This is a genomic window from Undibacterium pigrum (assembly GCF_003201815.1).
Taxonomy (GTDB): domain Bacteria; phylum Pseudomonadota; class Gammaproteobacteria; order Burkholderiales; family Burkholderiaceae_D; genus Undibacterium; species Undibacterium pigrum.
In genome coordinates this window covers 1,545,160-1,569,858 of record NZ_QJKB01000001.1, presented here as the reverse complement: position 1 = coordinate 1,569,858, position 24,699 = coordinate 1,545,160, and the positions used below count along the sequence as shown (strand labels likewise).

At 50.3% G+C, this 24,699-nt stretch carries 18 protein-coding genes and 2 riboswitches; of the genes, 11 read left to right on the top strand and 7 right to left on the bottom strand.

Annotation, left to right across the window (positions count from 1 at the left end; genetic code table 11):
- The first annotated feature begins 1 nt into the window (after window position 1).
- The 3 genes from DFR42_RS06980 (at window position 2) to DFR42_RS06970 (ending at window position 2,756) form a co-directional block, all read left to right on the top strand.
- Window positions 2–673: an OmpW/AlkL family protein gene (locus tag DFR42_RS06980; protein ID WP_110254144.1), complete on the top strand. Its 672-nt coding sequence runs from the start codon at window positions 2–4 to the stop codon at window positions 671–673.
- Between the two features lie 249 nt (window positions 674–922).
- A complete protein-coding gene (locus DFR42_RS06975; protein WP_110254143.1) occupies window positions 923–1,531 on the top strand; it encodes a TetR/AcrR family transcriptional regulator in 609 nt (202 codons plus the stop codon).
- A 223-nt stretch (window positions 1,532–1,754) separates the two neighbouring features.
- Window positions 1,755–2,756 carry an NADP-dependent oxidoreductase gene (locus DFR42_RS06970; protein ID WP_110254286.1) on the top strand — a complete coding sequence of 334 codons (1,002 nt, stop codon included), beginning with the start codon at window positions 1,755–1,757 and terminating at the stop codon, window positions 2,754–2,756.
- Window positions 2,757–2,943: 187 nt separating this feature from the next.
- Here DFR42_RS06970 and DFR42_RS06965 read toward each other — a convergent pair whose 3' ends face one another.
- Window positions 2,944–4,491, bottom strand: coding sequence for a transglycosylase SLT domain-containing protein (locus tag DFR42_RS06965; RefSeq protein ID WP_110254142.1), 1,548 nt, complete (start codon window positions 4,489–4,491; stop codon window positions 2,944–2,946).
- Window positions 4,492–4,847: 356 nt separating this feature from the next.
- Here DFR42_RS06965 and DFR42_RS06960 point away from each other — a divergent pair, with 356 nt between their 5' ends.
- Complete coding sequence (locus DFR42_RS06960; protein ID WP_110254141.1) at window positions 4,848–6,518, top strand: amidohydrolase; 1,671 nt, start codon at window positions 4,848–4,850, stop codon at window positions 6,516–6,518.
- A 30-nt stretch (window positions 6,519–6,548) separates the two neighbouring features.
- On the opposite strand, the gene DFR42_RS06955 is transcribed toward DFR42_RS06960, so the two are convergent.
- Window positions 6,549–7,769 carry an MFS transporter gene (locus DFR42_RS06955; protein ID WP_110254140.1) on the bottom strand — a complete coding sequence of 407 codons (1,221 nt, stop codon included), beginning with the start codon at window positions 7,767–7,769 and terminating at the stop codon, window positions 6,549–6,551.
- A gap of 113 nt (window positions 7,770–7,882) precedes the next feature.
- Between DFR42_RS06955 and DFR42_RS06950 the strand changes: the two genes are divergently transcribed.
- On the top strand, window positions 7,883–8,458 hold the full coding sequence (locus tag DFR42_RS06950) for a TetR/AcrR family transcriptional regulator (protein ID WP_110254139.1): 576 nt from the start codon (window positions 7,883–7,885) through the stop codon (window positions 8,456–8,458).
- 53 nt (window positions 8,459–8,511) lie between these two features.
- On the opposite strand, the gene DFR42_RS06945 is transcribed toward DFR42_RS06950, so the two are convergent.
- On the bottom strand, window positions 8,512–8,886 hold the full coding sequence (locus DFR42_RS06945) for a VOC family protein (protein WP_110254138.1): 375 nt from the start codon (window positions 8,884–8,886) through the stop codon (window positions 8,512–8,514).
- Between the two features lie 62 nt (window positions 8,887–8,948).
- Window positions 8,949–10,772 carry an ABC transporter transmembrane domain-containing protein gene (locus DFR42_RS06940; protein ID WP_110254137.1) on the bottom strand — a complete coding sequence of 608 codons (1,824 nt, stop codon included), beginning with the start codon at window positions 10,770–10,772 and terminating at the stop codon, window positions 8,949–8,951.
- Window positions 10,773–10,973: 201 nt separating this feature from the next.
- Between DFR42_RS06940 and DFR42_RS06935 the strand changes: the two genes are divergently transcribed.
- The 4 genes from DFR42_RS06935 to gcvP all read left to right on the top strand — a co-directional run bounded on the left by DFR42_RS06935 (window position 10,974) and on the right by gcvP (window position 18,938).
- Window positions 10,974–13,379, top strand: coding sequence for a penicillin acylase family protein (locus DFR42_RS06935; RefSeq protein ID WP_110254136.1), 2,406 nt, complete (start codon window positions 10,974–10,976; stop codon window positions 13,377–13,379).
- A gap of 650 nt (window positions 13,380–14,029) precedes the next feature.
- Window positions 14,030–14,118, top strand: a riboswitch (glycine riboswitch).
- Window positions 14,119–14,129: 11 nt separating this feature from the next.
- Window positions 14,130–14,258: riboswitch (glycine riboswitch) on the top strand.
- Window positions 14,259–14,330: 72 nt separating this feature from the next.
- Window positions 14,331–15,461 (top strand): glycine cleavage system aminomethyltransferase GcvT, encoded by a 1,131-nt coding sequence (gcvT, locus tag DFR42_RS06925; RefSeq protein WP_110254134.1) that lies wholly within the window; start codon window positions 14,331–14,333, stop codon window positions 15,459–15,461.
- A 92-nt stretch (window positions 15,462–15,553) separates the two neighbouring features.
- Window positions 15,554–15,931, top strand: coding sequence for a glycine cleavage system protein GcvH (gene gcvH / locus DFR42_RS06920; RefSeq protein ID WP_211324161.1), 378 nt, complete (start codon window positions 15,554–15,556; stop codon window positions 15,929–15,931).
- A 118-nt stretch (window positions 15,932–16,049) separates the two neighbouring features.
- The gene (gene gcvP / locus DFR42_RS06915) at window positions 16,050–18,938 is read left to right on the top strand and encodes an aminomethyl-transferring glycine dehydrogenase (protein WP_110254132.1); all 2,889 of its coding nucleotides are present in this window, start codon (window positions 16,050–16,052) and stop codon (window positions 18,936–18,938) included.
- Window positions 18,939–19,007: 69 nt separating this feature from the next.
- Here gcvP and DFR42_RS06910 read toward each other — a convergent pair whose 3' ends face one another.
- The 3 genes from DFR42_RS06910 to DFR42_RS06900 all read right to left on the bottom strand — a co-directional run bounded on the left by DFR42_RS06910 (window position 19,008) and on the right by DFR42_RS06900 (window position 22,220).
- The gene (locus tag DFR42_RS06910) at window positions 19,008–19,253 is read right to left on the bottom strand and encodes an Imm32 family immunity protein (protein WP_110254131.1); all 246 of its coding nucleotides are present in this window, start codon (window positions 19,251–19,253) and stop codon (window positions 19,008–19,010) included.
- Window positions 19,254–19,313: 60 nt separating this feature from the next.
- Window positions 19,314–21,437, bottom strand: a complete 2,124-nt coding sequence (locus DFR42_RS06905) for an EAL domain-containing protein (RefSeq protein ID WP_110254130.1) — start codon at window positions 21,435–21,437, stop codon at window positions 19,314–19,316.
- A 330-nt stretch (window positions 21,438–21,767) separates the two neighbouring features.
- A complete protein-coding gene (locus tag DFR42_RS06900; protein ID WP_110254129.1) occupies window positions 21,768–22,220 on the bottom strand; it encodes a cache domain-containing protein in 453 nt (150 codons plus the stop codon).
- 320 nt (window positions 22,221–22,540) lie between these two features.
- Here DFR42_RS06900 and DFR42_RS06895 point away from each other — a divergent pair, with 320 nt between their 5' ends.
- Window positions 22,541–22,885 carry an energy transducer TonB gene (locus DFR42_RS06895; RefSeq protein WP_110254285.1) on the top strand — a complete coding sequence of 115 codons (345 nt, stop codon included), beginning with the start codon at window positions 22,541–22,543 and terminating at the stop codon, window positions 22,883–22,885.
- A 224-nt stretch (window positions 22,886–23,109) separates the two neighbouring features.
- The gene (locus DFR42_RS06890) at window positions 23,110–24,687 is read left to right on the top strand and encodes a hypothetical protein (RefSeq protein ID WP_110254128.1); all 1,578 of its coding nucleotides are present in this window, start codon (window positions 23,110–23,112) and stop codon (window positions 24,685–24,687) included.
- Window positions 24,688–24,699: the final 12 nt, after the last annotated feature.

Sequence of the window (24,699 nt, the reverse complement as noted above, 5' to 3'; positions counted from 1 at the left end):
CATGAAAAAAATTCATTTCGCCGTCAGTGCCCTGTTCGGTCTGGCTTGTTTCTCTGCGCATGCGTATGAAAACACAGTACGCGCTGGTTTCATCAACGTGCAGGTGCATTCTGAATCACCTGACTTTACCAGCAATGGCCCTGCATTCCTGACACCACAACCAGCTGGCTTGGTCGTGCAGAATGCAAATACCCTGGCACTGGGTTATTCACGCCGTATCAATGATCATCTTGATTTCGATTTTGTAGCTGGTATTCCACCAGAGCATGAGGTAACTGGTCGCGGTACTTTGGCACCTTATGGTGTTATTTCCAAAGTCAAGCAACGTGCACCAACTTTCTTCCTCAACTACAATTTTGGATCGCCAACTGATTCATGGCGTCCTTTTGTCGGTCTTGGATTGAACTACACCCAGTTCTTTGATGCGAAATCGACTGCAATAGGTAATATTGCAACTGGTGGACCAACCAAGATTGACTTGAAGGATTCGATAGGTCTGGCAGGTCAGATGGGTGTTAAATACCAGTTTAATGACCGTTGGTCAGTCACTGGTACTATCGCTGCTGCCAAAGTCAAAACAGACATGACAGCAACAACTGGCAGTATCGAACGTAAAACCACGATCGATTTCCGTCCTGTTGTGTATTGCGTGGCACTGGGTTACAGCTTCTGATCAAGCGGCTGAAAACTTAGCCTGCATAGTTTAATAAAAAGGGATCCAGCAATTTTGCTGGATCCCTTTTTTATTTGTGTTAACTTACGGAAGTTTTTGTAAGAGTGGCATTGGCAATGCCATCGGTCCATCCACATTTCTCCGGGCCCCCGCACCTGTCAAGTTGATAAAGCTGCTAGTGCGTCCTGCTCATGATGAGTTCATATTCTTTTTTATTAGCTTGTCCAGCACCTTATTTTGAAATGGTATATGATGACCATCATGGGAAATAATATTTCAAAACCGAAAAGCGCTAGTCGCAAAGAAATTACGCACGAACGTATCGTTGAAGTTGCTGCGCGTGCAATAAGGCGTAGTGGCTATGATGGCACTGGTGTCGCTGACCTCATGAAAGAGGCAGGTTTGACTCACGGCGGCTTCTATAGTCACTTTGCCTCACGTGAAGCATTGCTGGCCGAGGCTGCGGATAGAGCCGGTGCAGAAGCGGTTGCCGCTTCCACCCGCATTGCTGCTGCCGTGCCACCAGAGCAGGCATTGCAGGCTCTAATACAGGCCTATTTGTCGAAAGAACATTTCGCAAGCATAGAGACTGGTTGCCCTGTGACAGCTCTGGGCTCTGAGATGCCCAGGCAGGCACCTGAGGTGCGGCGTGCAGCTACCCGCCGCATCAAAGAGATGATAGACGTCGTCGCACGTCAACTGCCAGACTGGGGCCAGCCAGAGGCGCATGAGCAGGCATTGATAATGGTCTCTACCATGGTTGGTGCTTTGTTGATGGCACGGGCAGTTGATGACCCAAAGTTGTCTGAAAGCTTTCTTGAGGCCGCACGGAAAAAGCTAGCACCCTCTGATAAGTGATACCTGTGAGAGTTTTTGGGTGTTTGCTTATCTTAAAATATGATGATTATCATATTTTATTGAAAAACTTGAATCTAGCTACCGTGAAGCACACAGGCAATGTTGAAGTCTGTCCGTATGCGGCGTAGTGAATTACTGTAGGCCGTAGACAACCTGAGGAATCGCATGATGCACATCAGAATTTTGCCGGAAATTATTTTAACAGATTGGAGTCATAATCATGATGAAAGCTTTCGTTGTTGATCGCTACCAAAAAAAGGGTGCGCTGCGCATTGGTCAAATTCCAATCCCTGAGATACGCGAAGATGAAGTCTTGATCGAAATTCATGCCGCTGCAGTTAACCTGCTCGATGCCAAAATACGTGATGGTGAATTTAAACTCCTCCTGCCTTATCGCTTGCCACTTATTCTCGGGCATGATGCAGCCGGGGTTGTGGTAAAAGTGGGTTCTAAAGTGCGGCAGTTCAAGCTGGGTGATGAAGTCTATGCCCGGCCAGATGATTTCAGGATTGGTGCTTTTGCAGAGTTTATCGCCGTCAAGGAAGATTCGCTGGCGATAAAGCCAGCTTCACTAAGTATGGAAGAAGCTGCATCTATTCCGCTGGTAGGTTTGACTGCATGGCAAGCGCTGGTTGAGAGGGCAAATTTAAAGCGAGGGCAAAAGGTATTCATCCAGGCTGGCTCCGGTGGAGTGGGGACATTTGCAATTCAATTGGCGAAGCATCTGGGTGCATTTGTCGCCACCACAACCAGTACTGCAAATATTGATCTGGCGAAAAGTCTGGGTGCAGATATCGTGATCGATTACAAGAAAGACGATTTTGAAAAAATCTTGCACGATTACGATGTGGTATTGAATAGCCAGGACGCTCAGACGCTGGAAAAATCACTGCAAATACTAAAACCTGGCGGAAAACTCATTTCAATTTCCGGGCCACCGGATCCTGCGTTTGCGGAAGAAATTGGCGCTCCGTGGTTTGTGAAATTGATCATGCGCATGTTGAGTTTTGGCGCCAGGAGGAAATCCACGCGTCGCAATATAAGCTACTCTTTCCTGTTCATGAGGGCGCACGGCAGGCAATTACGTGAAATTACTTCTCTTATCGATAGCGGTGTAATACGTCCGGTGATAGACAAGGTTTTTCCGTTTGAAGCCAGTAATGAAGCCTTGGCTTATGTCGAAAATGGACGGGCAAAAGGTAAGGTCGTTATCAAGATCCAGTAGAGGGAGTAAGACCTGTTGCAGATGAGTGAATTGCAACACAGCTAATCCTGGCTGTGAATCGGCTTGTCTGTGTTTGTGTCGCTGGAGTTGAGTTCAAGGTCCTCACATTTGCATGGGAGGGCCCTGAGTTTTGCTTGGAGGTTGACAGGCTGGCCCGGTCTGGGCGGACCCTGCCGGGGCAGCTTGATTAGCTGTGTTTCTTTTTGCCTGCCTTGAGGTTTGCTATCAGCGTTTTGCCACTGCGTGTTGGTGCTGCTGTGCGATGGACAATTTTAGGTGCTGGTGCCTTGCGGCTGCTTGCCACTATATTGGTTTGATTGACTTGCGTAACGATGGGTGACTGTATGTGCAAGGTCTGGCCATGGGAAATGTTTTCACGCTTTAAATGATTCCAGTTTTTCAACTCGGCAACACTGACACGGAAACGTTTGGCGATGGCAGCCAGATTATCATGCTTGCCCACTTTGTAGCTGAGCTGGCGGGTGCTGGTTTTTTCTATGACGATCTGGGCTTTTTCAGCGATCTCCAGAGAAATATCGTGATCAGGTGCTTTATCAGACTTTGGCACCAGCAAGGTAGAGCCAGCCTTGATCATCATTTTTGCCGGGATCAGGTTCACTTCACGCACGACTTCGGGCTTTAAGCCCAATTTGCTGGCCAGTGATTCTATGCGCTCGGTTTTTTGTACGGTGTGAGCAGACCAGGTGGATAAAGGGCCTTGCCACTTGTTCAGGTTGGCCTTGTACAGTGCCGCATTATCCGTAGGCAGCAAAATCTTGGTACTGCTGCTGCCAGTAATGACGGGGCGGCTGAATTGCGGGTTCAGGGCCTTGAATTCATCGATGGAAAGCTCAGCCAGTTGTGCTGCAACACGCACATCAATATCGCGGGTTTTTTCAACCGACACGAAATAAGGCTGGTTGTCCAGCTTGGGCAGGGCCAGGTTGAATTGTTCTGGATGGCCTATGATGTTCTTGACTGCCTGCAATTTTGGCAAGTAATTTTTAGTCTCGTTCGGCATATGCACCGACAAGCTCTGGAAATCTATAGGCAAACCCAGTGCCTGCTGCTTCTTGATGGCCCGCTGGACTGAACCTTCACCCCAGTTATAGGCTGCCAGCGCAAGCTGCCAGTCACCAAACATGCCATACAGCTTTTCCAGGTAATTCAGGGCAGCATCGGTAGAGTCCAGCACGCCGCGCCTGTCATCCTTGAACATGGTTTGCTTGAGGTTGAAGTCACGACCTGTCGCTGCCATGAACTGCCACATGCCGGTTGCCTTGGCGGTGGAAATGGCTTGGGGGTTAAACGCAGATTCTATGAATGGCAGCAGGGCCAGTTCAGTTGGCATGCCACGTTTTTCCAGCTCTTCCACCACGTGATAGAGGTAGCGGGAGCCACGTTGCACAGTGCGCAGAATATATTCAGTCCGGGTGCCGTACCAGGCCAGCTGGTTTGCTACGAGCTGGTTTTCCAGGTCGGGTATGGCATAACCGGCGCGCACTCTTTCCCACAGGTCTGTGGTTTTGTCCGTATATTCAAAATTGGCTACGTCCGGAGGTAATTCCAGGTTGACTGCCTGACTGGCAGCAGTAGCTTGAACTGAGTTGGTGGTTTCTGGTGCTGAGACCAGGGAAAAAGCTGGAGGAGCGTCGGCAAGACATAGTTGAGGTGCCAGGCTCGCTAGTAAAGCGGCGGTCAATATGCTTGGGGAGCTTAGTCGGAATCGTTTCATAGGCAATGAATTGTCTAATCGACCATAGTCGACGTGGATTGCAGGATCGTGAGAGTGTACGCAAGTGCCGTTTGCAGCGTCAAGGTAAATGTCAGTTATATGACAAGTTTTACATCTGTTACATGAGATTTTCTTTGGATTTTACTTTTTCTTTGTGGTAAATGATCTTAAATTGATCTAATTATTGATAAAAATCATCTAAGTTCATCTAAAGTTGACTTGGTGGATTGGTAATGATAGGCTGATTTGTTAAATGACAATGAGAAAAATCAAGCTCTCATTGTTCTTTGCTATATCCAAATTATCAATGCATATTGAAATACAATATCCCTCTTTATCTATCTCTGGACCTTTACATGTACAGCACATTGAAGCCCTTGATGCTGGCAATTGCCAGCTGCAGTTGCCTGTATGCAGGTACTGCCGCCGCCGATACGATCATTAATAATGTCCGTGGGTATACCTTTAGCGGGGCGCAATTACTGCAGTTTCAGGCGCTGGCATTTGACGATGCCGGTAAAGTAATTGCCACCGGTAAATCGGCAGAGCTGGCAGTGCGCTTGCCCAATGCGCGACATGTGGATGGCGGTGGTAAAACCTTGTTGCCAGGCATGATAGACGCGCACGGACATGTGCTGAGCCTGGGGGTAAGTCAAATGCAACTGGGCTTGCGTGCTACTGCCAATCTGGCTGACGCGCAAAAGGCAATTGCAGACTATGCACTCCGCTTCCCTCTGAACCAGTGGATCATCGGTGGTGAATGGAATCAGGCCAACTGGAAGCTGGGTCGCTTTCCCACTGCGCAGGAAATTGATGTAGTAGTCAAGGATCGCCCCGTGTGGTTATCTCGGGTAGATGGCCATGCTGGCTGGGCCAATAGCAAGGCTTTGCAGCTGGCAGGCATTACAGAAAGTACGCCTGACCCTGCTGGTGGCAAGATAGAAAAAGATGCTCAGGGCAAGCCTACCGGCATCCTGGTAGATGCTGCCATGCGCATGGTCGACAAGGTAGTGCCGCCGGCATCAAATGCGGAGCAGAGGGCTGCCCTGAACCTGGCCTTGCTGGAACTGGCGAAGGTCGGCGTCACCAGTGTGCATGATGCTGGTGTATCTGAAGCTGCCGATAAATTATTCCGTGAATATGCAGACCAGGGCAAGTTGACTGCGCGTGTTTATGGCATGGTGCGTGGCACAGATGGCTTGTTCGATAAAGTTTCCCAGCAAGGTCCATTGTTGACATATGGGCAAGATTTTTACTCTTTGCGAGCCGTAAAATTGTTTGCTGATGGCGCGCTTGGTAGCCGTGGTGCGGCCTTGATGGCACCGTATTCAGATGCGCCGCATACGCATGGTCTGCTGTTCAAGACTGCCGACGACATGTACGCCATGATAGAAAAAGCCGCCAGCAAGGGCTACCAGGTGAATGTGCATGCGATTGGTGACGCCGGTAACCGTCAGATACTGGATGGCTTTGCCCGCTTGCCAGCATCAGCATCCGCCAGCTTGCGTCACCGCATAGAGCATGCCCAGGTCGTGGCACTGGATGATATTCCACGTTTCAAGCAACTGGGCATCTTGCCCTCCATGCAGCCCACTCATGCAACATCGGATATGAATATGGCTGAGGACAGGGTAGGGGCTGAGCGCATCAAGGGAGCTTATGCCTGGCGCAGCTTCCTGAAGCAAGGTTCACGTATCGCCTGCGGTTCTGACTTCCCTATAGAATCGCCCAATCCATTCTGGGGGATACACGCAGCTGTTACCCGTCAGGACATGGCGGGCAAGCCTGCGCAAGGCTGGTATGCCAGTCAAGCCATGACTGTGCAGGAAGCCTTGCGCTGCTTCACTCTTGATGCTGCCTATGCGGCACATCAGGAAAATAGCCTGGGTACGCTGGAGGCAGGCAAGTGGGCAGACTTTATCATCATAGACCAGGATATGCTGAACATGCCTGCCAAAGACATTTACAAGATCAGGGTCTTGCAAACCTGGGTGGCAGGCAAGCAGGTTTATTCAGTCATTAAATAAACCCTGCTGTCAGCTTGACTGCAGCGCGGCTTAGGCTGCCTGCAGTTGCAATTGTTTTTCCTGTATGGGTAAGTGTACCAGGGCAGCAGTGACTGCCAGGGCGATATCGATATACCAGAGTAAATTGAAATTGCCATTTGCTTCCAGCACCTTGCCACCCAGCCAGACACCCAGAAAGCCACCGAGTTGATGTGTCAGCATGACGATGCCAAACAGGCTGGCCATATTGGCAGGTCCAAACAACTTGGCAACCAGGCCAGCAGTCGGCGGTACGGTGGACAAGAAAGTCAACCCCATCACTGCTGCAAATACCAGTACCACGGCACCAGTTTTGGGTGCCAGTAAAAACAGGATGACGGCCAGTGCGCGTGTCGCATACAGCAATGACAGCAGTGACTTCATGCGCCACTTGCCTACTGCCCAGCCCATGGAAATGCTGCCTATGATATTAAACAGGCCCAGCATGGCCAGCGCCCAGCCACCAAACTCCGCAGGCAAGCCGCACAGGCTGATTACGCCGGGTAAATGGGTGGCGAGAAAAGCCACATGAAAGCCACAAACAAAAAAGCCTGCAGCCAGCATCAGGTAACTGGGATTTTTCAGGGCGATGGAGATGGCCTTGGATGTGCTGACAGGCGCTTGTCCAGTACTGGCAGCTTGTACAGGTTTTCCACGTAACAAATAGGCAGCGGGCAGGGCCAGCAAAACCAGTACACCCATGATCTGCATGGCATTATTCCAGCCATACAAACCCATGAGCGTGATGGCGATTGGTGCCATCAAAAACTGGCCAAAAGAGCCGCCAGCATTCACGATGCCAGTAGCAATGCCTCGCTTTTCTGCCGGGATCATGCGGGTGGCAGTTGCCATCAGCACCGCTGGCCCGGCCATGCCTGCACCACCTGCCGCCAGCATGCCTATGGCAAAGATCAGGCCAGCCGTGGTCGTCATCAGCGGCGTGATGAAAGTACCCACTGCCACCAGGATGATACCCACACACAAGACGCGACCAGCGCCCATTTTGTCGGCAAAGGCACCCGCAAATGGTTGTGTCAGGCCCCACCACAATTGCCCAAAAGCGAAAGCCAGGCTGATATTGCCTACGCCCAGGCCAGTGGCAGTATTCATAGGGCTTAAAAACAAGCCCATGCTTTGCCGCGCCCCCATGGTCAGGGCAAAGGTGCCCGCAGTGCCCAATAGCACCAGCCAGATCGCTGGGTATTTGTTCAATAGATTGTTCCTGGTATCCATATTGTTTTCCGTGAATGTAAGGGCGGACTTGGTTTTAAATGATGATCATCATGATTGCATATATTACGTTTATAATCTATAATGTCAAGAGAATTTATTGATGGAGCAGGGTCATGAAAGTCAGCAGAGAGCAGGCAAATGAAAATCGCCAGCGCATCCTTGATGTAGCTTCGCAGCTATTCCGGGAGCGCGGCTATGACGGTGTCAGCGTGGTTGATCTGATGAAGGGTGCTGGCCTTACACATGGTGGTTTTTATGGAAACTTCTCTTCCAAAGAAGACTTGATTGCGCAAACCTGCGCACTGAGTCTGGGGCGCTCCGCAGAGCGCTGGAAGAAGTGGCAGACAGAATCACCGGATACCGCGCTGTCACGCATCTCCAATGATTATCTGTCTCTGGCGCACAGGGACAAGCCTGGCAGGGGCTGTGCCCTCGCAGCCCTTGGGTCAGACATGGCCAGGCAAAACGAGACTGTGCGCAAAGCTGCCGACAAAGGCGCACATGACTTGATGGCTGTGCTGGTGGACTTGCTGCCTGGCGAAACGAAAGAGAAAAGAGAAGACAAGGCCATGCTGGCTTTGGCCAGTATGGTGGGCGCAGTCGTGCTGGCGCGTGTGGCGGAAGATGAAGAATTTTCCCAGCGCATCCTTGCTGCGGTTGCTACTGCACTTGAAGCGGCGAGCGACTAAATAGCAATTGTTTGCTGTTGCAAATCGGGGGACTTGCAACAGCCAGCTAAAACTTAGCCACCCATGCAGAATGCATTCAACTTATTGCCATCCAGGTCGCGGAAATAAGCAGCGTAAAAACCGCTGTCACCCCGTGGGCCTGGTCCGCCTTCATCTTTGCCACCCAGTTCAATAGCCTTGTTATATACAGCTTGCACCTGTTCTTTGGTTTTAACGACAAGAGCCGCCATGCTGCCATTACCTACAGTCGCCGCTTCGCCATTAAAAGGCGTGATAATACCCAGTGCGGGATGTTTGGGGCTGACTCCCCAGGCGACGAAACCTTCTGATTCCATCGTACGTTTGGCGCCAATTTCTGCCAGCAGCGCATCGTAAAAAGCGGCGGCACGCTTCACATCATTCGTGCCCAGGGTAATGTAGCCTATCATCATGGTCTCCTTTATGTGTGGGTGATGAGTTGGCTATTTTGCCATGGTTTATTAATCTATTGCTATTCTTCATTCCTGTGCAAATCAAACTGCAATGCAGCCAGTTTCGCGTAGACCCCACCTTGCTCTACCAGCGAAGAGTGGGTGCCAGTTTCCACGATGCGTCCATGTTCCATGACGATGATACGGTTGGCACGCTGTACGGTGGCCAGCCTGTGCGCAATGATCAGGGTAGTGCGGCCTTGCATCGCCACTTCCAGCGCACCTTGCACCAGGCGTTCTGACTCTGCATCAAGCGCGCTGGTGGCTTCATCCAATAGCAATAGTGGCGGGTTTTTCAGCAGGGCGCGGGCAATGGCTATCCTTTGCTTTTGTCCGCCAGACAGACGCACGCCTCGTTCACCCAGGAAGGATTGATAGCCTTCCGGCAGTCTTTCTATGAATTCATGCGCGGCTGCCATTTTCGCTGCCGCAATTACTTCTGCATCACTGGCATCGGCGCGACCATAGCGTATGTTTTCCATGGCATTGGCTGAGAAAATGACTGTATCTTGCGGCACCACACCTATAGCGCCACGCAATTCATGCAGGCTCAAGTCGCGTATATTGATGCCATCGAGAGTGATCCTGCCTTGCTGAGGGTCATAAAAACGCAACAGCATCTGGAACAAGGTAGTCTTGCCCGCACCGGAAGAACCAACAATGGCAACAGTTTCGCCGGGCTGTATATCCAGATTCAGGTTCAACAAGGCTGCGGTATTGGGGCGCGAAGGGTAATGAAACTCCAGACCCTGCAGTGACAGCGCAGCTCCTCTGGGATCGTGTTCGGCACGGGTAGGCAAGTTCAGTGCTTTTACTGGATTTTGTATCGGTGATTTGACTTCGATCAATTCCAGCAGGCGCTCGGTTGCTCCTGCTGCGCGCTGGGCATCGCCCATAACTTCAGACAAAGCCCCGACGGCACCCGCCACGATAGAGGCATACAAAATAAACTGACCCAGTTCACCGCCACTCATGCGGCCTTGCATGACTGAATGGGCACCCAGCCATAATACAAAAACAATCGCGCCGAAGATCAGCAGGATAGCCATGACCGTCAGTAGCGAGCGGGCGCGTATGCGGCGCATGGCAGTTTTAAACGCACCTTCGACCGAGCCAGAGAAACGCTGGGCTTCTATATGCTCATGAGTGAAGGCTTGCACCGTCGGCATGGCATTCAAGATTTCACCTGCAATTGCCGATGCATCGGCAATCCTGTCTTGCGAATCACGCGACAAGGTGCGTACACGACGACCAAACAGGATGATGGGCAAGACCACCACCGCCAGCATGACGATGATGATGGATGATAATTTGGGGCTGGTAATAAACAACATCACCAGACCACCAAGAAAGAGCAGGAAATTACGCAAAGCCATGGAGATGCTGGTGCCTACCACAGTTTGTATCAGCGTAGTATCGGTCGTCAGGCGCGACAATACTTCACCAGTTTGCGTGGTTTCAAAAAATTCAGGGCTTTGCGTAACCACATGTGAATACACCGCATTGCGTATATCTGCCGTCACTCTTTCACCCAGCCACGACACCATGTAAAACCTGGCGGCAGTGGCTATGCCCAGCACACAGGCCACACCAAACAAGGCAATGAAGGTCAGGTCTACGTGTTTGATACTGTGATCGCCACCACCAAAGCCCAGGTCTATCATCTGGCGGAAAGCATAAGGTATTGCTAATGTGGCACCGGCTGCCACCAGCAAAGCGATGCCGGCCAATACAAATTGCGTTTTGTATGGCGTCAGGAATGGCAACAAGCCTTTGAGGGTTTGCAAGCTGCTGCGCTGGGAAATTTCAACGGCTGGAGGGGGAGTGGGGGTGGGATTGGTCATGCACAGTCCAGAATAGTGGGCGAGCGTGGGCTAAGCAAATAGCAAAGGGTATAGATGATGATAGGTGAGTCAAAATCAATAGTCTATGAAGCTCTTTTTCTGATGATAAATTATTGATAATATTGACGGCAGCGCGCGCTCAGCGTGATTCTTGCGACTGAGTGTAGAATCTGAACACTATGCCACATTGAAAGCTCACGAATGAAACGCTTGCTGAAATGGAGTCTGCTTGTATTATCCGCCTTGCTGCTGATAGTTGTCATCGCTGCCTGTGTCCATATATATGGCAAGCGCGTGCAACGCTCAGGCAATCTTGTGCTGACAGGTCTGCAGGCTGAAGTGACTGTGCAATATGATGAGCGTGGTGTGCCACATATAGAGGCGAAGAACGAAGCAGATTTATATCGCGCCCTGGGTTATGTGCATGCACAGGACAGGCTGTTTCAAATGGAAATGGTGCGCCGCCTTGCCAAAGGTGAGCTGGCAGAAATCCTTGGTTCCAAACTGCTGGATACTGACCGCCTGTTCCGCACCCTGGGTTTGCGCAAGCATGCGGCGGATTATGCGGCCAGGCTGGAAAAAAATTCTGCTGCAGTCAAAGCCCTGAATGCCTACCTCGATGGCATCAACCAATATCAGGCTACCCATGCAGTACCACTTGAATTTGAATTGCTGGGCATACCCAGGCGGCCATTCACTGCAGAAGACACAGTTGCTGTATCCGGTTACATGGCCTATAGCTTTGCAGCGGCTTTCCGTTCTGAACCAGTATTGACACAGATACGCGACAAGCTGGGGGCAGATTATTTGCGTATCTTTGATTTCTCCTGGCATCCCGAAGGTGTCATCAAACCTCTGCAATTGAGCGCAATGGACTGGGACAGGATGAACCGCATTGCAACGACGAGCCAGCAAGTCATGGAAGAGTTTGGCTTGCCCCAGTTCGAGGGCAGCAATGCCTGGGTAGTGGCTGGCAAAAATACTGCCAGCGGCAAGCCCTTGCTGGCGGGTGATCCGCACATCGCCTACTCAGCCCCCGCAGTCTGGTATGAGGCGCATCTCAAAATGCCGGGTTTTGAATTATATGGCCACCATCAGGCACTCAATCCCTTTGCTTTACTCGGACATAATCAGAACTTTGGCTGGACGCTGACCATGTTCCAGAATGATGATGTTGATTTTATCGCTGAAAAAATTAACCCGCAAAATCCCAATCAAGTCTGGATCAAGGGACAATGGGTGGATATGCAAAGCCGCGAGGAAATCATCAAGGTCAAAGGTGCGGAAGCCGTCAAATTGCAATTGCGGACATCTCCTCATGGCCCCATCATCAGCGACGCCTTCAGGCTGGCCTGGGGCGAAGATATGACTGTCAAACCCATCGCCATGTGGTGGGCGTTCCTTGAAACTGAAAATCCTGTGCTCGATGCCTTTTATGAATTGAACCGTGCTGGCACAAAAGACATTGCAGCCCATGCTGCCAGCAATATCCATGCACCAGGTTTGAATGTGGTGTGGGCGAATGCGCAAGGTGATATCGCCTGGTGGGCGGCGGCGAAACTGGTCAAACGGCCTACCGATATGAATCCGGCTTTTATACTCGATGGCAGTACGGCAGAAGCTGACAAACCTGGCTTTACTGATTTTGCTGATAACCCACATGAAGTCAATCCTGCTCGCGGTTTTATCGTCTCTGCAAATCAACAACCTTTGCCATCTGCAGATTTTGCCATCCCTGGTTACTACAATCTGAACGAGCGTGCTCGCAGACTAGAGGCTTTGTTATCGCAACCTGGCATCAAGTGGGATACCAAAAACAGCCAGGCTTTACAGCTTGAAAACAAGACAGATTATGTCGCACAGATTTTGCCAATTATATTGCCAGTCTTGCGCAAGCAAATAACTGATGCAGACGGCAAGCGCCTGCTGGAGCAACTGGAAAAATGGGATGGTAGTTATCAGGCGAATAGCATAGCCCCCACCATCTTCAGTCAATTGCTGTATCAGATCATCTATGCTGCCATGGCAGATGAAGTGGGTGAGGTTCAATTCAAGAATCTTTTGCGCACCCGCGCCCTGGACTATGCCTTGCCACGTCTGCTGGCCGATGCAAAATCACCCTGGTGGGATAACCGTGCTACGCCAGTCGTGGAAACTCGTGAGGATATTCTGGCGCTGGCATGGCGCGATAGCATCGCCCATTTGCAAAAAACCTTTGGTACGGATAGCAAGCAGTGGATCTGGGGCAAGGCACATACCATGACGCATAAGCATCCGCTCTCCCAGCAAAAACCGCTGGATAAAATATTCAACATCGGCCCGTTTGAAGTTGCCGGCGGGCGCGAGTTGCCGAATAATCTTGCGTCTGCAATCGGGCCTGCACCATGGGATGTCGTATATGGCCCATCGACACGACGTCTGATTGATTTTGGTGATGCATCTAAAGCTTTAGGCATCAATCCTGTGGGACAGAGCGGGGTTTTGTTTGATGCGCATTACAATGATCAGGCGGCGGGGTTTGCGGCTGGGACTTATGTGCCGCAGTATTTGAGTGAGAAGGATGTTGTGGGGCATACGAAGAGTGTGCTGGTGTTGAGGGGGAAATAGAAGGAATTTGTTACTGTCATCGCTGAAGAGCTTCCTCAATAAATTGTCTAACTTCAATAACGTCATTCCTGCGTGCTTTTGGCAGGAATCCAGCGGCGTTCGTGGCGTACCCTTAGGTACATTAATCCTGCATCCGAATTGTTTTACGAGTCAGCTTCTCAAATGCCTGCACTCGCTATTTAAGATTGCTGGCCGGTGGTAGACCGGCGGCTACCCACCTTTTTGTCTCGCCAAAAAAGGTGGGCCAAAAAGGCGACCCAGGCGTAGCTGCCCCTTCGGGGTTCCCGTTTGTGCGGTACAAAAAATGGGAAGGCCCGAAACTCGCTACGCTCAGACAGCGGTCCTTCTTGATCCATTTTCTGTACCGCACAAACGGCGGCTACACATGGGAACGGCGAACGTCAAAAGCGACAGCAAAACCCAAAACCCAAAACCCAAAACCCAAAACCCAAAACCCAAAACCCAAAAACCGGGCGCATGGTTTCGAAAATTTTTCTCAGTAATTAATTTGGCAATGAAAGTCAGGTGCAAAGAATTTGCTCCAATAAAACTTTATTTGCCAAATTAACAATTTCAGCATGAACTAACTACTTTTCTGTAAATATTTCCACACTCAACTACCCAAGCCCTTGCAAGCCTTATATAATCGCGCTACTTGATCGGGAGAGCGTGACGAAAGTTACCGCCGAAGGGGCTAATACCCAAAAAACTCTCAGGCACAAAGGACCGATCAACGGGGTAGTTAAAAGTTGCCCCAACTCTGGAGAGCGGTAGCGGCAGATTTATAAATATTCGCCGGACTACCCACCGAAGGTGCGCGCGGGCAGCAAACATACATGGCTCCCGTAATCTCTCAGGTACCAGGACAGAGGGGTATGCGATTTCAGCGCATGCGGCGTTTATTCGTCGGCGTGCGTTTGTTCGTCCCTTCAATCTGGTAACGAGGCACTCATGACGCAAGCAGCGACATCACTCAAGGCAACTCCCCTCAATGCAGCCCATCGTGCGGCTGGTGCAAAAATGGTTGATTTTGGCGGCTGGGACATGCCTGTCAACTATGGTTCCCAAATCGAAGAACATCATGCAGTGCGCACTGATTGTGGCATGTTTGATGTGTCCCATATGTGTGTCGTTGATTTGCAGGGCGAGAATGTACGCAGCTTCCTGCGTGGCCTGGTTGCCAATAATGTCGATAAATTGCAGGTAGCGGGCAAGGCCCTGTATTCCTGCATGTTGAAGCCTGAAGGCACGGTCATCGATGACCTCATCATTTATTTCTTCAACGAAAACTGGTTCCGCTTGGTCGTCAATGCTGGCACGGCAGAAAAAGACATTGCCTGGATGACTGCCCGCAATGCAGAGACCAATAGCGGCCTGACGATTACCCAGCGTCGCGATGGCGCAAATGCTTTCGCTCTTGTAGCAGTACAAGGCCCGAATGCCCGCGCCAAAGCATGGGAAGTCTTGCCAGAAACCAAGGCAGCCAGTGCAGAAATCAAACCCTTCAACGCAGTCATCGTCGCTGATACTTCCTTTGGTGAAGTCATGGTGGCGCGCACTGGTTATACCGGTGAAGACGGCTTTGAAATTGCCGTTTCTGCTGATCGCGTAACTGATTTCTGGAATGCCCTGGTTGCGGCGGGTGTCAAACCTGCTGGCCTCGGTGCACGTGACACCCTGCGTCTGGAAGCTGGCATGAATCTGTATGGCCAGGACATGGATGAAACAGTCAACCCGCTTGATGCTGGTCTGGCCTGGACTATCGACCTGGTCAGCGAACGCGATTTCGTTGGCAAGGAAGCGCTGCAAACACAAGGCCAGAATGCCCAGTTCCTGGGTCTGATCCTGCGTGAAAAAGGCGGCATCCTGCGCGCCCATCAAAAAGTGGTATGTGCACAAGGCGAAGGCGAAATCACCAGCGGTACTTTCAGCCCGACCATGGAACAGGCAATTGCGCTGGCACGTTTGCCTATGGGCGTGTCTGTAGGCGATACTGTGCATGTTGTTATCCGTGACAAGCAATTGGCAGCATCTGTTGTCAAACTGCCTTTTGTCCGTAACGGCAAAATCCTGGCCGTATAATTTGATCTGCAGTCAGTACAGCTACTAGTACTGACTACTATTGATTAGCCACTCATTATTATTTAAAACAATTTATTTAACTGGAGCCCATCATGAACGTACCAGCAGACCTGAAATACACGACATCCCACGAATGGGTACGCACAGAAGCAGACGGCACGATCACTGTCGGCATTACTGAATTTGCTCAGGATGCTTTGGGTGATATCGTTTTCGTTGATCTGCCTAAAGTTGGCACAGCACTCGAAGCTGGCAAGGATTGCGCAGTAGTTGAATCCGTCAAGGCAGCTGGCGATATCTATGCACCAGTGACTGGTGAAGTTGTGGCCATCAATGAAGAACTGGCCGATGCGCCAGAATCCATCAATGCTGATGCGTTTGCAGCATGGCTGTTCAAACTGAAGCCAGCCAATATTGCTGATGTTGATGCCTTGATGAATGCTGAAGCTTACGCCAAGAACATCGCTTAATAGATTCATTAAGAGAGGTAGCCTTTGGCTGCCTCTTTTAATATGGATTTGCCTGTTGCGATTTATCCCGCATAGCTACACCTGATATTCCACGTTACTCTTCTGTACCCCATATACCATGACCCGTCCTTCACTGACCCAACTGGAAGCGCATGACGCTTTCATCGCTCGCCATATCGGCCCTTCTGAAGCAGAACAAGCCGCCATGCTGAAAACCTTGGGCTATGCTGACCGCACAGCCCTGATTGATGCCATCGTCCCGGCCAATATCCGCCGTCACGATGTGCTGCCACTGGCGCAATTCACAGAAGCCAAGTCCGAACAGGAAGCACTGGCCACATTGAAGGCACTGGCGTCGAAAAACCGTGTACTGAAGTCTTTGATCGGTCAGGGTTATTACAACACGCATACTCCTGGCGTGATCCTGCGCAATATCTTTGAAAACCCTGCCTGGTATACAGCTTACACACCATATCAGCCAGAGATTTCCCAGGGCCGTCTGGAAGCCATCCTGAACTTCCAGCAAGTCATCACTGACCTGACTGGCATGGATATCGCCAATGCCTCCATGCTGGATGAAGGCACGGCTGCGGCTGAAGCCATGACATTGATACAGCGCGTAGGCAAATCCAAATCCAATGTGTTTTATGTCGCTGCCGATGTTTTGCCACAAACCCGCGAAATCATAGAAACCCGCGCCAAGCCGCTGGGTATAGAAGTGCGTACCTGCGCTGGCAATGAAGCGCTGGACAATGATTGCTTCGGCGTCTTGTTGCAATACCCTGGCGTTGATGGTTCCATCGTTGATTACCGCGAATACGCGGCAGCCTTGCATGCCAAAGGCGCAATGGTCATCGCTGCTGCCGATTTGCTGGCACTGACACTGATCGCTTCCCCTGGTGAGTGGGGTGCTGACGTTGTTGTTGGTAACAGCCAGCGCTTTGGTGTACCGCTGGGCTTTGGTGGCCCGCACGCAGGTTACATGGGCACACGCGATGCATTCAAACGCAGCATGCCTGGCCGTCTGGTTGGTGTGACGGTTGATGCACAAGGCAACAAGGCTTACCGCCTGGCCCTGCAAACACGCGAGCAACATATCCGCCGTGAAAAAGCTACCTCGAATATCTGTACTGCACAGGTTTTGCTGGCAGTGATAGCCTCCATGTATGCCGTTTATCACGGCCCTGCAGGCCTGCGCCAGATCGCCTTGCGCGTACACCGCCTGACAGGTGTTCTGGCTGGCGGCCTGAAACAGCAAGGTCTGGCTATCGCCAATACCACCTACTTTGACACTCTGACCGTCAATGTCACCAATGCGGCGGCATATCACCAGGCTGCCCAGGCTGCTGGCTACAACCTGCGCCAGATCAGCGCAACGCAAGTTGGCGTTTCTCTCGATGAGACAGTCACACGTGCTGATGTTGAAGCTCTGTGGGCGATTTTTGCCAAGGCTAGCGGTGTCTCAACAGTACCAGATTTTGCAGCGATAGAAGCTGGCGTCAATGATGCTTACCCAGCGGCGCTGACACGCGGCACGACTTATCTGACACACCCAACTTTCAACCGTTATCACGCAGAACATGAAATGCTGCGTTACCTGCGCAGCCTGGCTGACAAGGATCTGGCGCTGGACCGCACCATGATACCGCTGGGTTCATGCACGATGAAGCTCAACGCCACCAGCGAAATGATTCCTGTGACCTGGCCTGAATTCTCCAGCATCCACCCATTCGCGCCAAATGACCAGACCATCGGTTACCGCGAAATGATCGACCAACTCGAAGCCATGCTGTGCGCAGCAACAGGTTACGATGCCGTATCCCTGCAACCAAATGCTGGTTCACAAGGTGAATACGCAGGCTTGCTGGTGATCCAGGCTTACCACGCATCCCGTGGTGAAGCGCACCGCAATATCTGCCTGATCCCATCTTCTGCACACGGTACCAATCCGGCATCCGCCAGCATGGTAGGCATGGATGTGGTTGTGGTGGCTTGCGATGACAAGGGCAACGTTGATCTGGCTGACTTGCAAGCCAAGGCAGAAAAACACAGCGCCAACCTGGCAGCAGCGATGGTGACTTATCCATCCACGCATGGTGTGTTTGAAGAAGGCATACAGCAACTGTGCGAAATCGTGCATAGCCACGGTGGTCAGGTGTATGTCGATGGCGCGAACATGAATGCGCTGGTCGGCGTAGCAGCGCCAGGCAAGTTTGGTGGCGATGTCAGCCATCTGAACCTGCACAAGACTTTCTGTATCCCTCACGGTGGTGGCGGTCCAGGCGTAGGCCCGGTTGCAGTTGGTGCGCATCTGGCGAAGTTCCTGCCTAACCAGAAGTCCACTGGCTATGTACGTGGTGAAAATGGCATCTCTGCCGTCAGCGCAGCACCATTTGGCTCTGCCAGCATCTTGCCTATCTCATGGATGTACATCGCCATGATGGGTGCAGAAGGCTTGAAGGCAGCGACCGAGACAGCGATCCTGGCAGCGAACTACATCGCCAAACGCCTGGCTCCGCATTACCCTGTACTGTACAGCGGTCATGATGGCCTGGTTGCGCATGAGTGCATCCTGGATCTGCGTCCATTGACCGATGCGACTGGCATTTCCAATGAAGACGTGGCCAAACGCCTCATCGACTTTGGTTTCCACGCACCGACCATGAGTTTCCCTGTGCCTGGCACGCTGATGATAGAACCGACAGAAAGCGAATCCCAGGCTGAACTCGATCGCTTCATTGATGCCATGATCAGCATCCGTGAAGAAATCGCCAAGGTAGCCAGTGGTGAATTTGATGCCAAGGACAATCCGCTGAAACATGCACCACACACAGCAGAAGTATTGATCGCCAATGAGTGGCCACATGCTTACAGCCGTGAAGTGGCAGCTTACCCTGTAGCTTCCCTGCGCAAGAATAAATACTTTGCGCCGGTTGGCCGTGCAGACAATGTCTATGGTGACCGCAATCTGTTCTGCTCTTGCATACCAGTCAGCGATTACGAATAAGTATTGACTGCTTGGCTCAAAACGAAAACGGACATGCTTGCATGTCCGTTTTTTTATCTTTATTGCAGTTCAGTTTTGTGTATTTGGTTTGTAAACTACGAAGTGTGGTGAACCTTCAAAACTCTTATCTGCATCTGATAAATGCCTGTGTTCCCAATTGGAGTTTTTTCTTTCCATATCATCAGCTGCAGAAACAATAAAGCTTGCAATTTTGCGTAGTTCTTGTGCGGAGGCTACCAGAGTGATTTCTGCCATCTCATCAGAAATGATGTCTGCTGGTGCCAGTCCTGTATTTTTATAGCCATAAATTTTCAATGCGTATCCCAGTCAATTGCTGATATGTAGGTGGTCAACTATATCAGAATAATGCACGCTTCAATTTGGCATCAGTACAGGAATAGGCGCATGTGCGGTCACTCCCAGACGCAGCATTTTAGCGAATTGATCAGCCGCCAGTGGCCGGCTGAAAATATAGCCCTGGCCTTCCTCGCAATGCTGGGCTTTCAAGAATGACAGTTGTCCCTGTTTCTCTATGCCTTCTGCAATGACTTTTTGTTTCAGGCTGTTGCCCATGGCGATGACGGCACTGACGATGATGCCGTCGCCATCGGTTTTGCTGGCACCTATTTCATTGACAAAAGACTGGTCGATTTTCAGAACATCAATCGGGAATTGATTCAGGTAGCTCAGGCTGGAATAGCCGGTACCAAAATCGTCAACAGCCAGTTGTATGCCCATGTCTTTCAATTGCTGCAGTATGGCGATGCTGTTTTCCGCATCTCGCATCAAGACACTTTCGGTGATTTCCAGCTGCAGGCAACGGGGGGAAAGTCCGGTTTCCTGCAAGATGGCACGCACAGTTTCAACAAAGTCCTGGCGACGAAATTCGACAGCAGAAATATTGACGGCAATTTCCGAAATTTTCAATCCCGCATCCTGCCATTTCTTGGTCTGGATACAGGCTTCACGCAAGACCCAGCGACCTAGCGGAATGATGACGCCACAGTCTTCTGCAATGCCAATAAAACGTATAGGTGGCACCATGCCCCATTGTGGGTGTGACCAGCGCAACAAGGCTTCTGCACCGGTAATGGCACCGCTTTTGAGGTTGATCTTGGGTTGGTAATGCAGAGAGAATTCATTGCGTATCATTGCCAGCCGCAAATTGGCTTCTATGACTTGTCGCTCAACTGCACGCACATTCATTTCTGGCTTGAAGAACTGGAAGTTGTTACGTCCTTTTTCCTTGGCCTGGTACATGGCTGTGTCGGCATTTTTTATCAGGGTATCTGCATCTGTGCCGTCTGCCGGATAGGAACTGATGCCTATGCTGGTGGTGACGTACAGTTCGTGACCATTGATACTATGTGGTGTAGCCAGCGATTTCAATAATTTTTCGGCAGTGAAGGCGGCATTTTCGGCGGACTTGTCATCTGTCACCAATATCACGAATTCATCGCCACCCTGGCGGCTGACAGTGTCAGAACTGCGCACGCAGGCGCACAGGCGTTCAGTCACGGATTTCAATAACATGTCGCCCAGGGCATGGCCAAGAGAATCATTGATATGCTTGAAATTGTCCAGGTCCAGGAATAGCACGGCCAAATGAGTTTCGCGTCGTTTAGCAAGGCCGATGGCTTGTGCAATGCGATCATTCAAGAGCGCGCGATTGGGCAGATTGGTCAGAAAATCATGTTGCGCCAGATGTGCCATTTTCACAGCCATGGCCTGGGTAGCAGTGATGTCACGAAAGACCATGACAGCACCCGCTAGATTGCCATACGCATCATGGATAGGAGTAGTGGAGTCTTCAATGGCGACCTCGCTGCCATCACGTCTGAGCAATATGGTGCCAGGAGTCAGTGTCGTAGCTGTATCCTGTTGCAATACCTGGATGACAGGGTTGGCTTTAGGCTGCCGGTTTTCGCTTTGTATGAGTGGCATGACCGTGTCTATGGGCTGGCCTTGTGCCTCTTCGCGCTTCCACAAGGTGATATGTTCGGCGGCGACATTGAGATAATCGATATTGCCCGCCATATCTGTACCTATGACAGCGTCGCTAATGGAGTTGAGGGTGATTTCTGCCCGCGCTTTTTCCAAGAAGGCTGCGTCCTCGACCGCTTTGCGCTGGATGATATTGCGCAAGGACTGTGGCACCAGGTAACTGGAAAAATGCCCACGTGTCAGGAAGCCTTGAGCGCCCAGTTCTACAGCTTCTATCGCCAGCGCATGGTCAGTATCACAGATAGTGAGTATGGGGATTTTGGGAACGATCGCAAACAAATGCTGGAAGCTGCCTATGCCCTTGCTGTCTGGCAGGAAGCAGTCGAGCAAGATAATATCAATCGGCTTGGTTTTGTCTTGCAGATGTTCAATGGCAGCAGCCAAGGTATCTGCAAACACAGTTTCATAATAACCATCGCGGGCTTTGAGCAGTGCCTCCTGAAGTGCCAGAGCATCGGCAATAACAGGCGTGACAACGAGAATTCGCTTGACCATGGCTGGTTCCTTATAAGCATTTGCAGAGTGTAAACGGCCAAAAACAGTCGCAAGAAAGGCATGGATTTAAGGCGCTGGGATTGACACCTTTTCGCTGCAAATTCCTGCCCATGCAAACTATTTTTTGCCATGAAGCATTGTCAGAAGTTACCGCGGGTCGATTTTGTCGTCTGTGCGATGCCGCACGCAAGGCTTGGGCAAATGCGTGGAATATGAATTAAGAGAGGGATGCAGCAAAAACGGAGAGGAAGGTATCGATTTTATCGATACCTTTATACAAGCCTGAGGGAAATACAAGTCAAAAGCATTTGAGTCAAAGGTGACAGTCTTTCATTTTGCTTTATATATGCCAGCTTCCAGTATCACGTCATTATTGCGCAAAATATAAGTAGTCTTGTTTTCTACCTGTTTGGATACCGGATTGTTATAGCGATAATCGACCCAGCCTTTGCCCTTGCTTTTGGCCAGGGCAATGATGTCCTTGCGATAGTATTTGCCATCGGCATCGGGCAAGTCCAGCATGTTTTTGCCTACCAGTTTGGGGTTGATAGGATGAGCGATAACGACGCCATCCATGCCACGCAAGTACAGGTAGATAGAGCCATTGATAAATTCCGGATTCTTGTTATTAATTTCCTGCACCAGCGCATCTTTACCATTCTTTTGCATATAGGCCAGGCCCTTGTCGACCATGGCAATTGCATCAGCAGGATTATCTTCAGCCAATGCCAGCGATAACTGGCTTGTTAGCAGCATTGCAAGTAGAAATTTGACGAATTTCATTTTTGTCTCCCACTCAATAATTATTCTTTTTGATTCATATAAGTTGGTAATTACTGCCTGATTAAGACTAGTGGAGATAGGGGAAAAAGGCAAAGTGTTCATGTCATCAAGCAACAGCTTGCAAGACTGTCTTGCCATAGTGTAACGCGAAGTTTATGTGATATTGATGGGCACAATCTTTAACAATCGAGAGCGATATTCCAGCTGAAAAGAATTGCTCTGAGGAAAAATTGTGCAGTAAAATACGCACCTGTTTCCATATGGCAATCTCGTTCTTTTCTTTGTTTTCTGTCTATTTCTTCGTCATTCTCATCACTCCCATGAAAAAATCAATTCTCGCCGCTGCGCTATTCGTTTCTGCTATTTCTTCTGTTCCAGCATTTGCCAGTGAAATCGCTCCTTCCGTTGACAAGCAAACTTGCGAAAAAGCGGTTTACCCAAAATCAGCATTGATGAATGAAGAAACCGGTACCGTAGTTTTGTCGATACTGGTGGGCCCTGATGGTGCGGTAGTTGATTCCAAGGTAGAGAAATCCAGTGGCTCCAAGGCTTTGGATAAGGCAACACAAAAAATTTACTCTTCCTGCAAATTCAAACCAGGCGCCAAAGATGGCAAACCTCAGCAAGCCTGGACCAAGCTGGAATATGTCTGGAGCCTGTCCTGATGTAAACTTGCTGATCATTTGTATCAGCAAGGTGCTTAAAAAAAAGAGATGCTCAGGCATCTCTTTTTTTATGATCGAAGCAAGATAAATTTTTCTCAGTTATTTCTCAGTTATTTCTCAATGATCGCTGCAATTTTGATGTGTATTTACTAAAGAAAAATAAAAACTTGTCGTTAATCAATTGAACGTAATGCAAGAATTTATTTCCAGGATGTACACTTGATATGACGACTACTCTTTCTAGTCTGGGCGCGGCAGCAACGCAGCTCAATGTGGCTGCTGGTGCAAGCCAGGCCCTGGTGCTGGATAAATCAGCAGGCAGTGCCGCATTGCCTGTGGATGCTGCCAGTTCGCCAGCGGCAACACCTTCTTATCAACTGAACTTGCGTACAGCACGTACGGTGTTGGTGCCGCAGACATATGATCAAACTGGGTCTGTTCCTGCTCCGGCTACTCAATGGCTGGAAAACAAAAGCGATGATACTCTTAGCTATATGCTGGAGAAAAATGCCAGGTCGACTACAGTGGCCGGGCGTTTCAATGGTGTTGCCTCTGGCTTGATTGAGCGTTTTCAAACCACGCATGGTGAATTCAAGCAGGCAGTGATTGGCAGCTATCCTGCTCAGGCAAGTGCCAGCCAGAATGTGGCAGAACTGAGCCAGGCAAGGTTGAATAATTTGCGCGAGCATGCAGATCAAAGCCTGGGCTTGAGTGTCACGCTGGCATCTGGGCGCAGTGTAGAATTTTCTATCAAAAGTAATGTTGATGGCCTGAGTGTGGAAGCCAGTAGCAGTGCTGAACTGACTGAGTCCGAGAGCAGAGCTCTGGAAAAACTGGCGGCTGGCCTGGAGAAAACGGCCAATAGTTATTTTGCCGACCAGCGTATCAATCTCGATGCACTGGCCAGCTTCGACACCTTTGCCATCAGTTCGCTCAAGCTGGATATCAAAGTCGGTGAGCAGGAATTGAATTTTAATATCAATCAATCCCACCATCAGCTCAACATAAAATCGGCCAGTGGAGAGATAGACATTGACGTCAGCCATGACAATCCTGGCTTGCGCGGTAATGCTGCGCAAAGAAATAAGGCAATACAGCTATTTCTTGGGCAAATCGATAATGCAGGCAATCGTGGCAGTGCTGACAAAGAGCTGGTATCGCTCTACAAGGATGCATTCTCCATCATGCAAAAAATCAATACCGAAGAAGATGGTTCTGATTTAAGTACGCAGTTACCAGGCCGCGCACCAAGTTTTTGGGATGACGCTGCCCAGCCTTTGCTCACAGGGCTTGCTGATTTCAGCGCAAAAATCGGCGGTGTGGTGAGTACACCCAATCCGGCGCGTTTGCAGGAAAGTGATTATTTCAATTATCAAGTCAGTCAAAAGACGACACAGCAGGGCCATGCAGCCAATGGCAATATCAGCCAGATACTTGATTCCAGACTGAGTGCTGCCTTTCATCAGGAATTAAAATCAGATGTAAAGCCGGTGTTGACTGGAGACATGGGTTCGCAAAATTACCGCTATTCCAAGGTAGAAGACCATGCCAGCAGCAAGCTGGTTCTGGGCTTTGATAAAAACCAGTTGAATAGTGCAAGTCTGGAAAAGAGTAGCGATAGATTGCTAACCGTGTCCAGAGTTGAGTTTGGCAAGCTGGTCAGCACCCAAAACCATCCAGACACGCAAGACAGCAAGATCAACCTGCAAGTGAATACTGGCCCGCATGCTTCAGCAAGTGCGCAGGCCCAGCAGCGCCTGCGCATGGTTGATAGCTTGAGGAATCAAATATTCCTTGACTGAGGATTGAATGAG

Bases quoted from the DNA above. Each gene is read 5' to 3' on its own strand.
- DFR42_RS06980 (WP_110254144.1), top strand. From the start codon at position 2: ATGAAAAAAATTCATTTCGCCGTCAGTGCCCTGTTCGGTCTGGCTTGT.
- DFR42_RS06900 (WP_110254129.1), bottom strand. From the start codon at position 22,220: ATGAAATTCGTCAAATTTCTACTTGCAATGCTGCTAACAAGCCAGTTA.
- DFR42_RS06890 (WP_110254128.1), top strand. From the start codon at position 23,110: ATGACGACTACTCTTTCTAGTCTGGGCGCGGCAGCAACGCAGCTCAAT.
- DFR42_RS06950 (WP_110254139.1), top strand. From the start codon at position 7,883: ATGAAAGTCAGCAGAGAGCAGGCAAATGAAAATCGCCAGCGCATCCTT.
- DFR42_RS06975 (WP_110254143.1), top strand. From the start codon at position 923: ATGATGACCATCATGGGAAATAATATTTCAAAACCGAAAAGCGCTAGT.
- DFR42_RS06955 (WP_110254140.1), bottom strand. From the start codon at position 7,769: ATGGATACCAGGAACAATCTATTGAACAAATACCCAGCGATCTGGCTG.
- DFR42_RS06940 (WP_110254137.1), bottom strand. From the start codon at position 10,772: ATGACCAATCCCACCCCCACTCCCCCTCCAGCCGTTGAAATTTCCCAG.
- DFR42_RS06935 (WP_110254136.1), top strand. From the start codon at position 10,974: ATGAAACGCTTGCTGAAATGGAGTCTGCTTGTATTATCCGCCTTGCTG.
- gcvT (WP_110254134.1), top strand. From the start codon at position 14,331: ATGACGCAAGCAGCGACATCACTCAAGGCAACTCCCCTCAATGCAGCC.
- DFR42_RS06945 (WP_110254138.1), bottom strand. From the start codon at position 8,886: ATGATAGGCTACATTACCCTGGGCACGAATGATGTGAAGCGTGCCGCC.
- DFR42_RS06970 (WP_110254286.1), top strand. From the start codon at position 1,755: ATGAAAGCTTTCGTTGTTGATCGCTACCAAAAAAAGGGTGCGCTGCGC.
- DFR42_RS06895 (WP_110254285.1), top strand. From the start codon at position 22,541: ATGAAAAAATCAATTCTCGCCGCTGCGCTATTCGTTTCTGCTATTTCT.
- gcvH (WP_211324161.1), top strand. From the start codon at position 15,554: ATGAACGTACCAGCAGACCTGAAATACACGACATCCCACGAATGGGTA.
- DFR42_RS06960 (WP_110254141.1), top strand. From the start codon at position 4,848: ATGTACAGCACATTGAAGCCCTTGATGCTGGCAATTGCCAGCTGCAGT.
- DFR42_RS06965 (WP_110254142.1), bottom strand. From the start codon at position 4,491: ATGAAACGATTCCGACTAAGCTCCCCAAGCATATTGACCGCCGCTTTA.
- gcvP (WP_110254132.1), top strand. From the start codon at position 16,050: ATGACCCGTCCTTCACTGACCCAACTGGAAGCGCATGACGCTTTCATC.
- DFR42_RS06905 (WP_110254130.1), bottom strand. From the start codon at position 21,437: ATGGTCAAGCGAATTCTCGTTGTCACGCCTGTTATTGCCGATGCTCTG.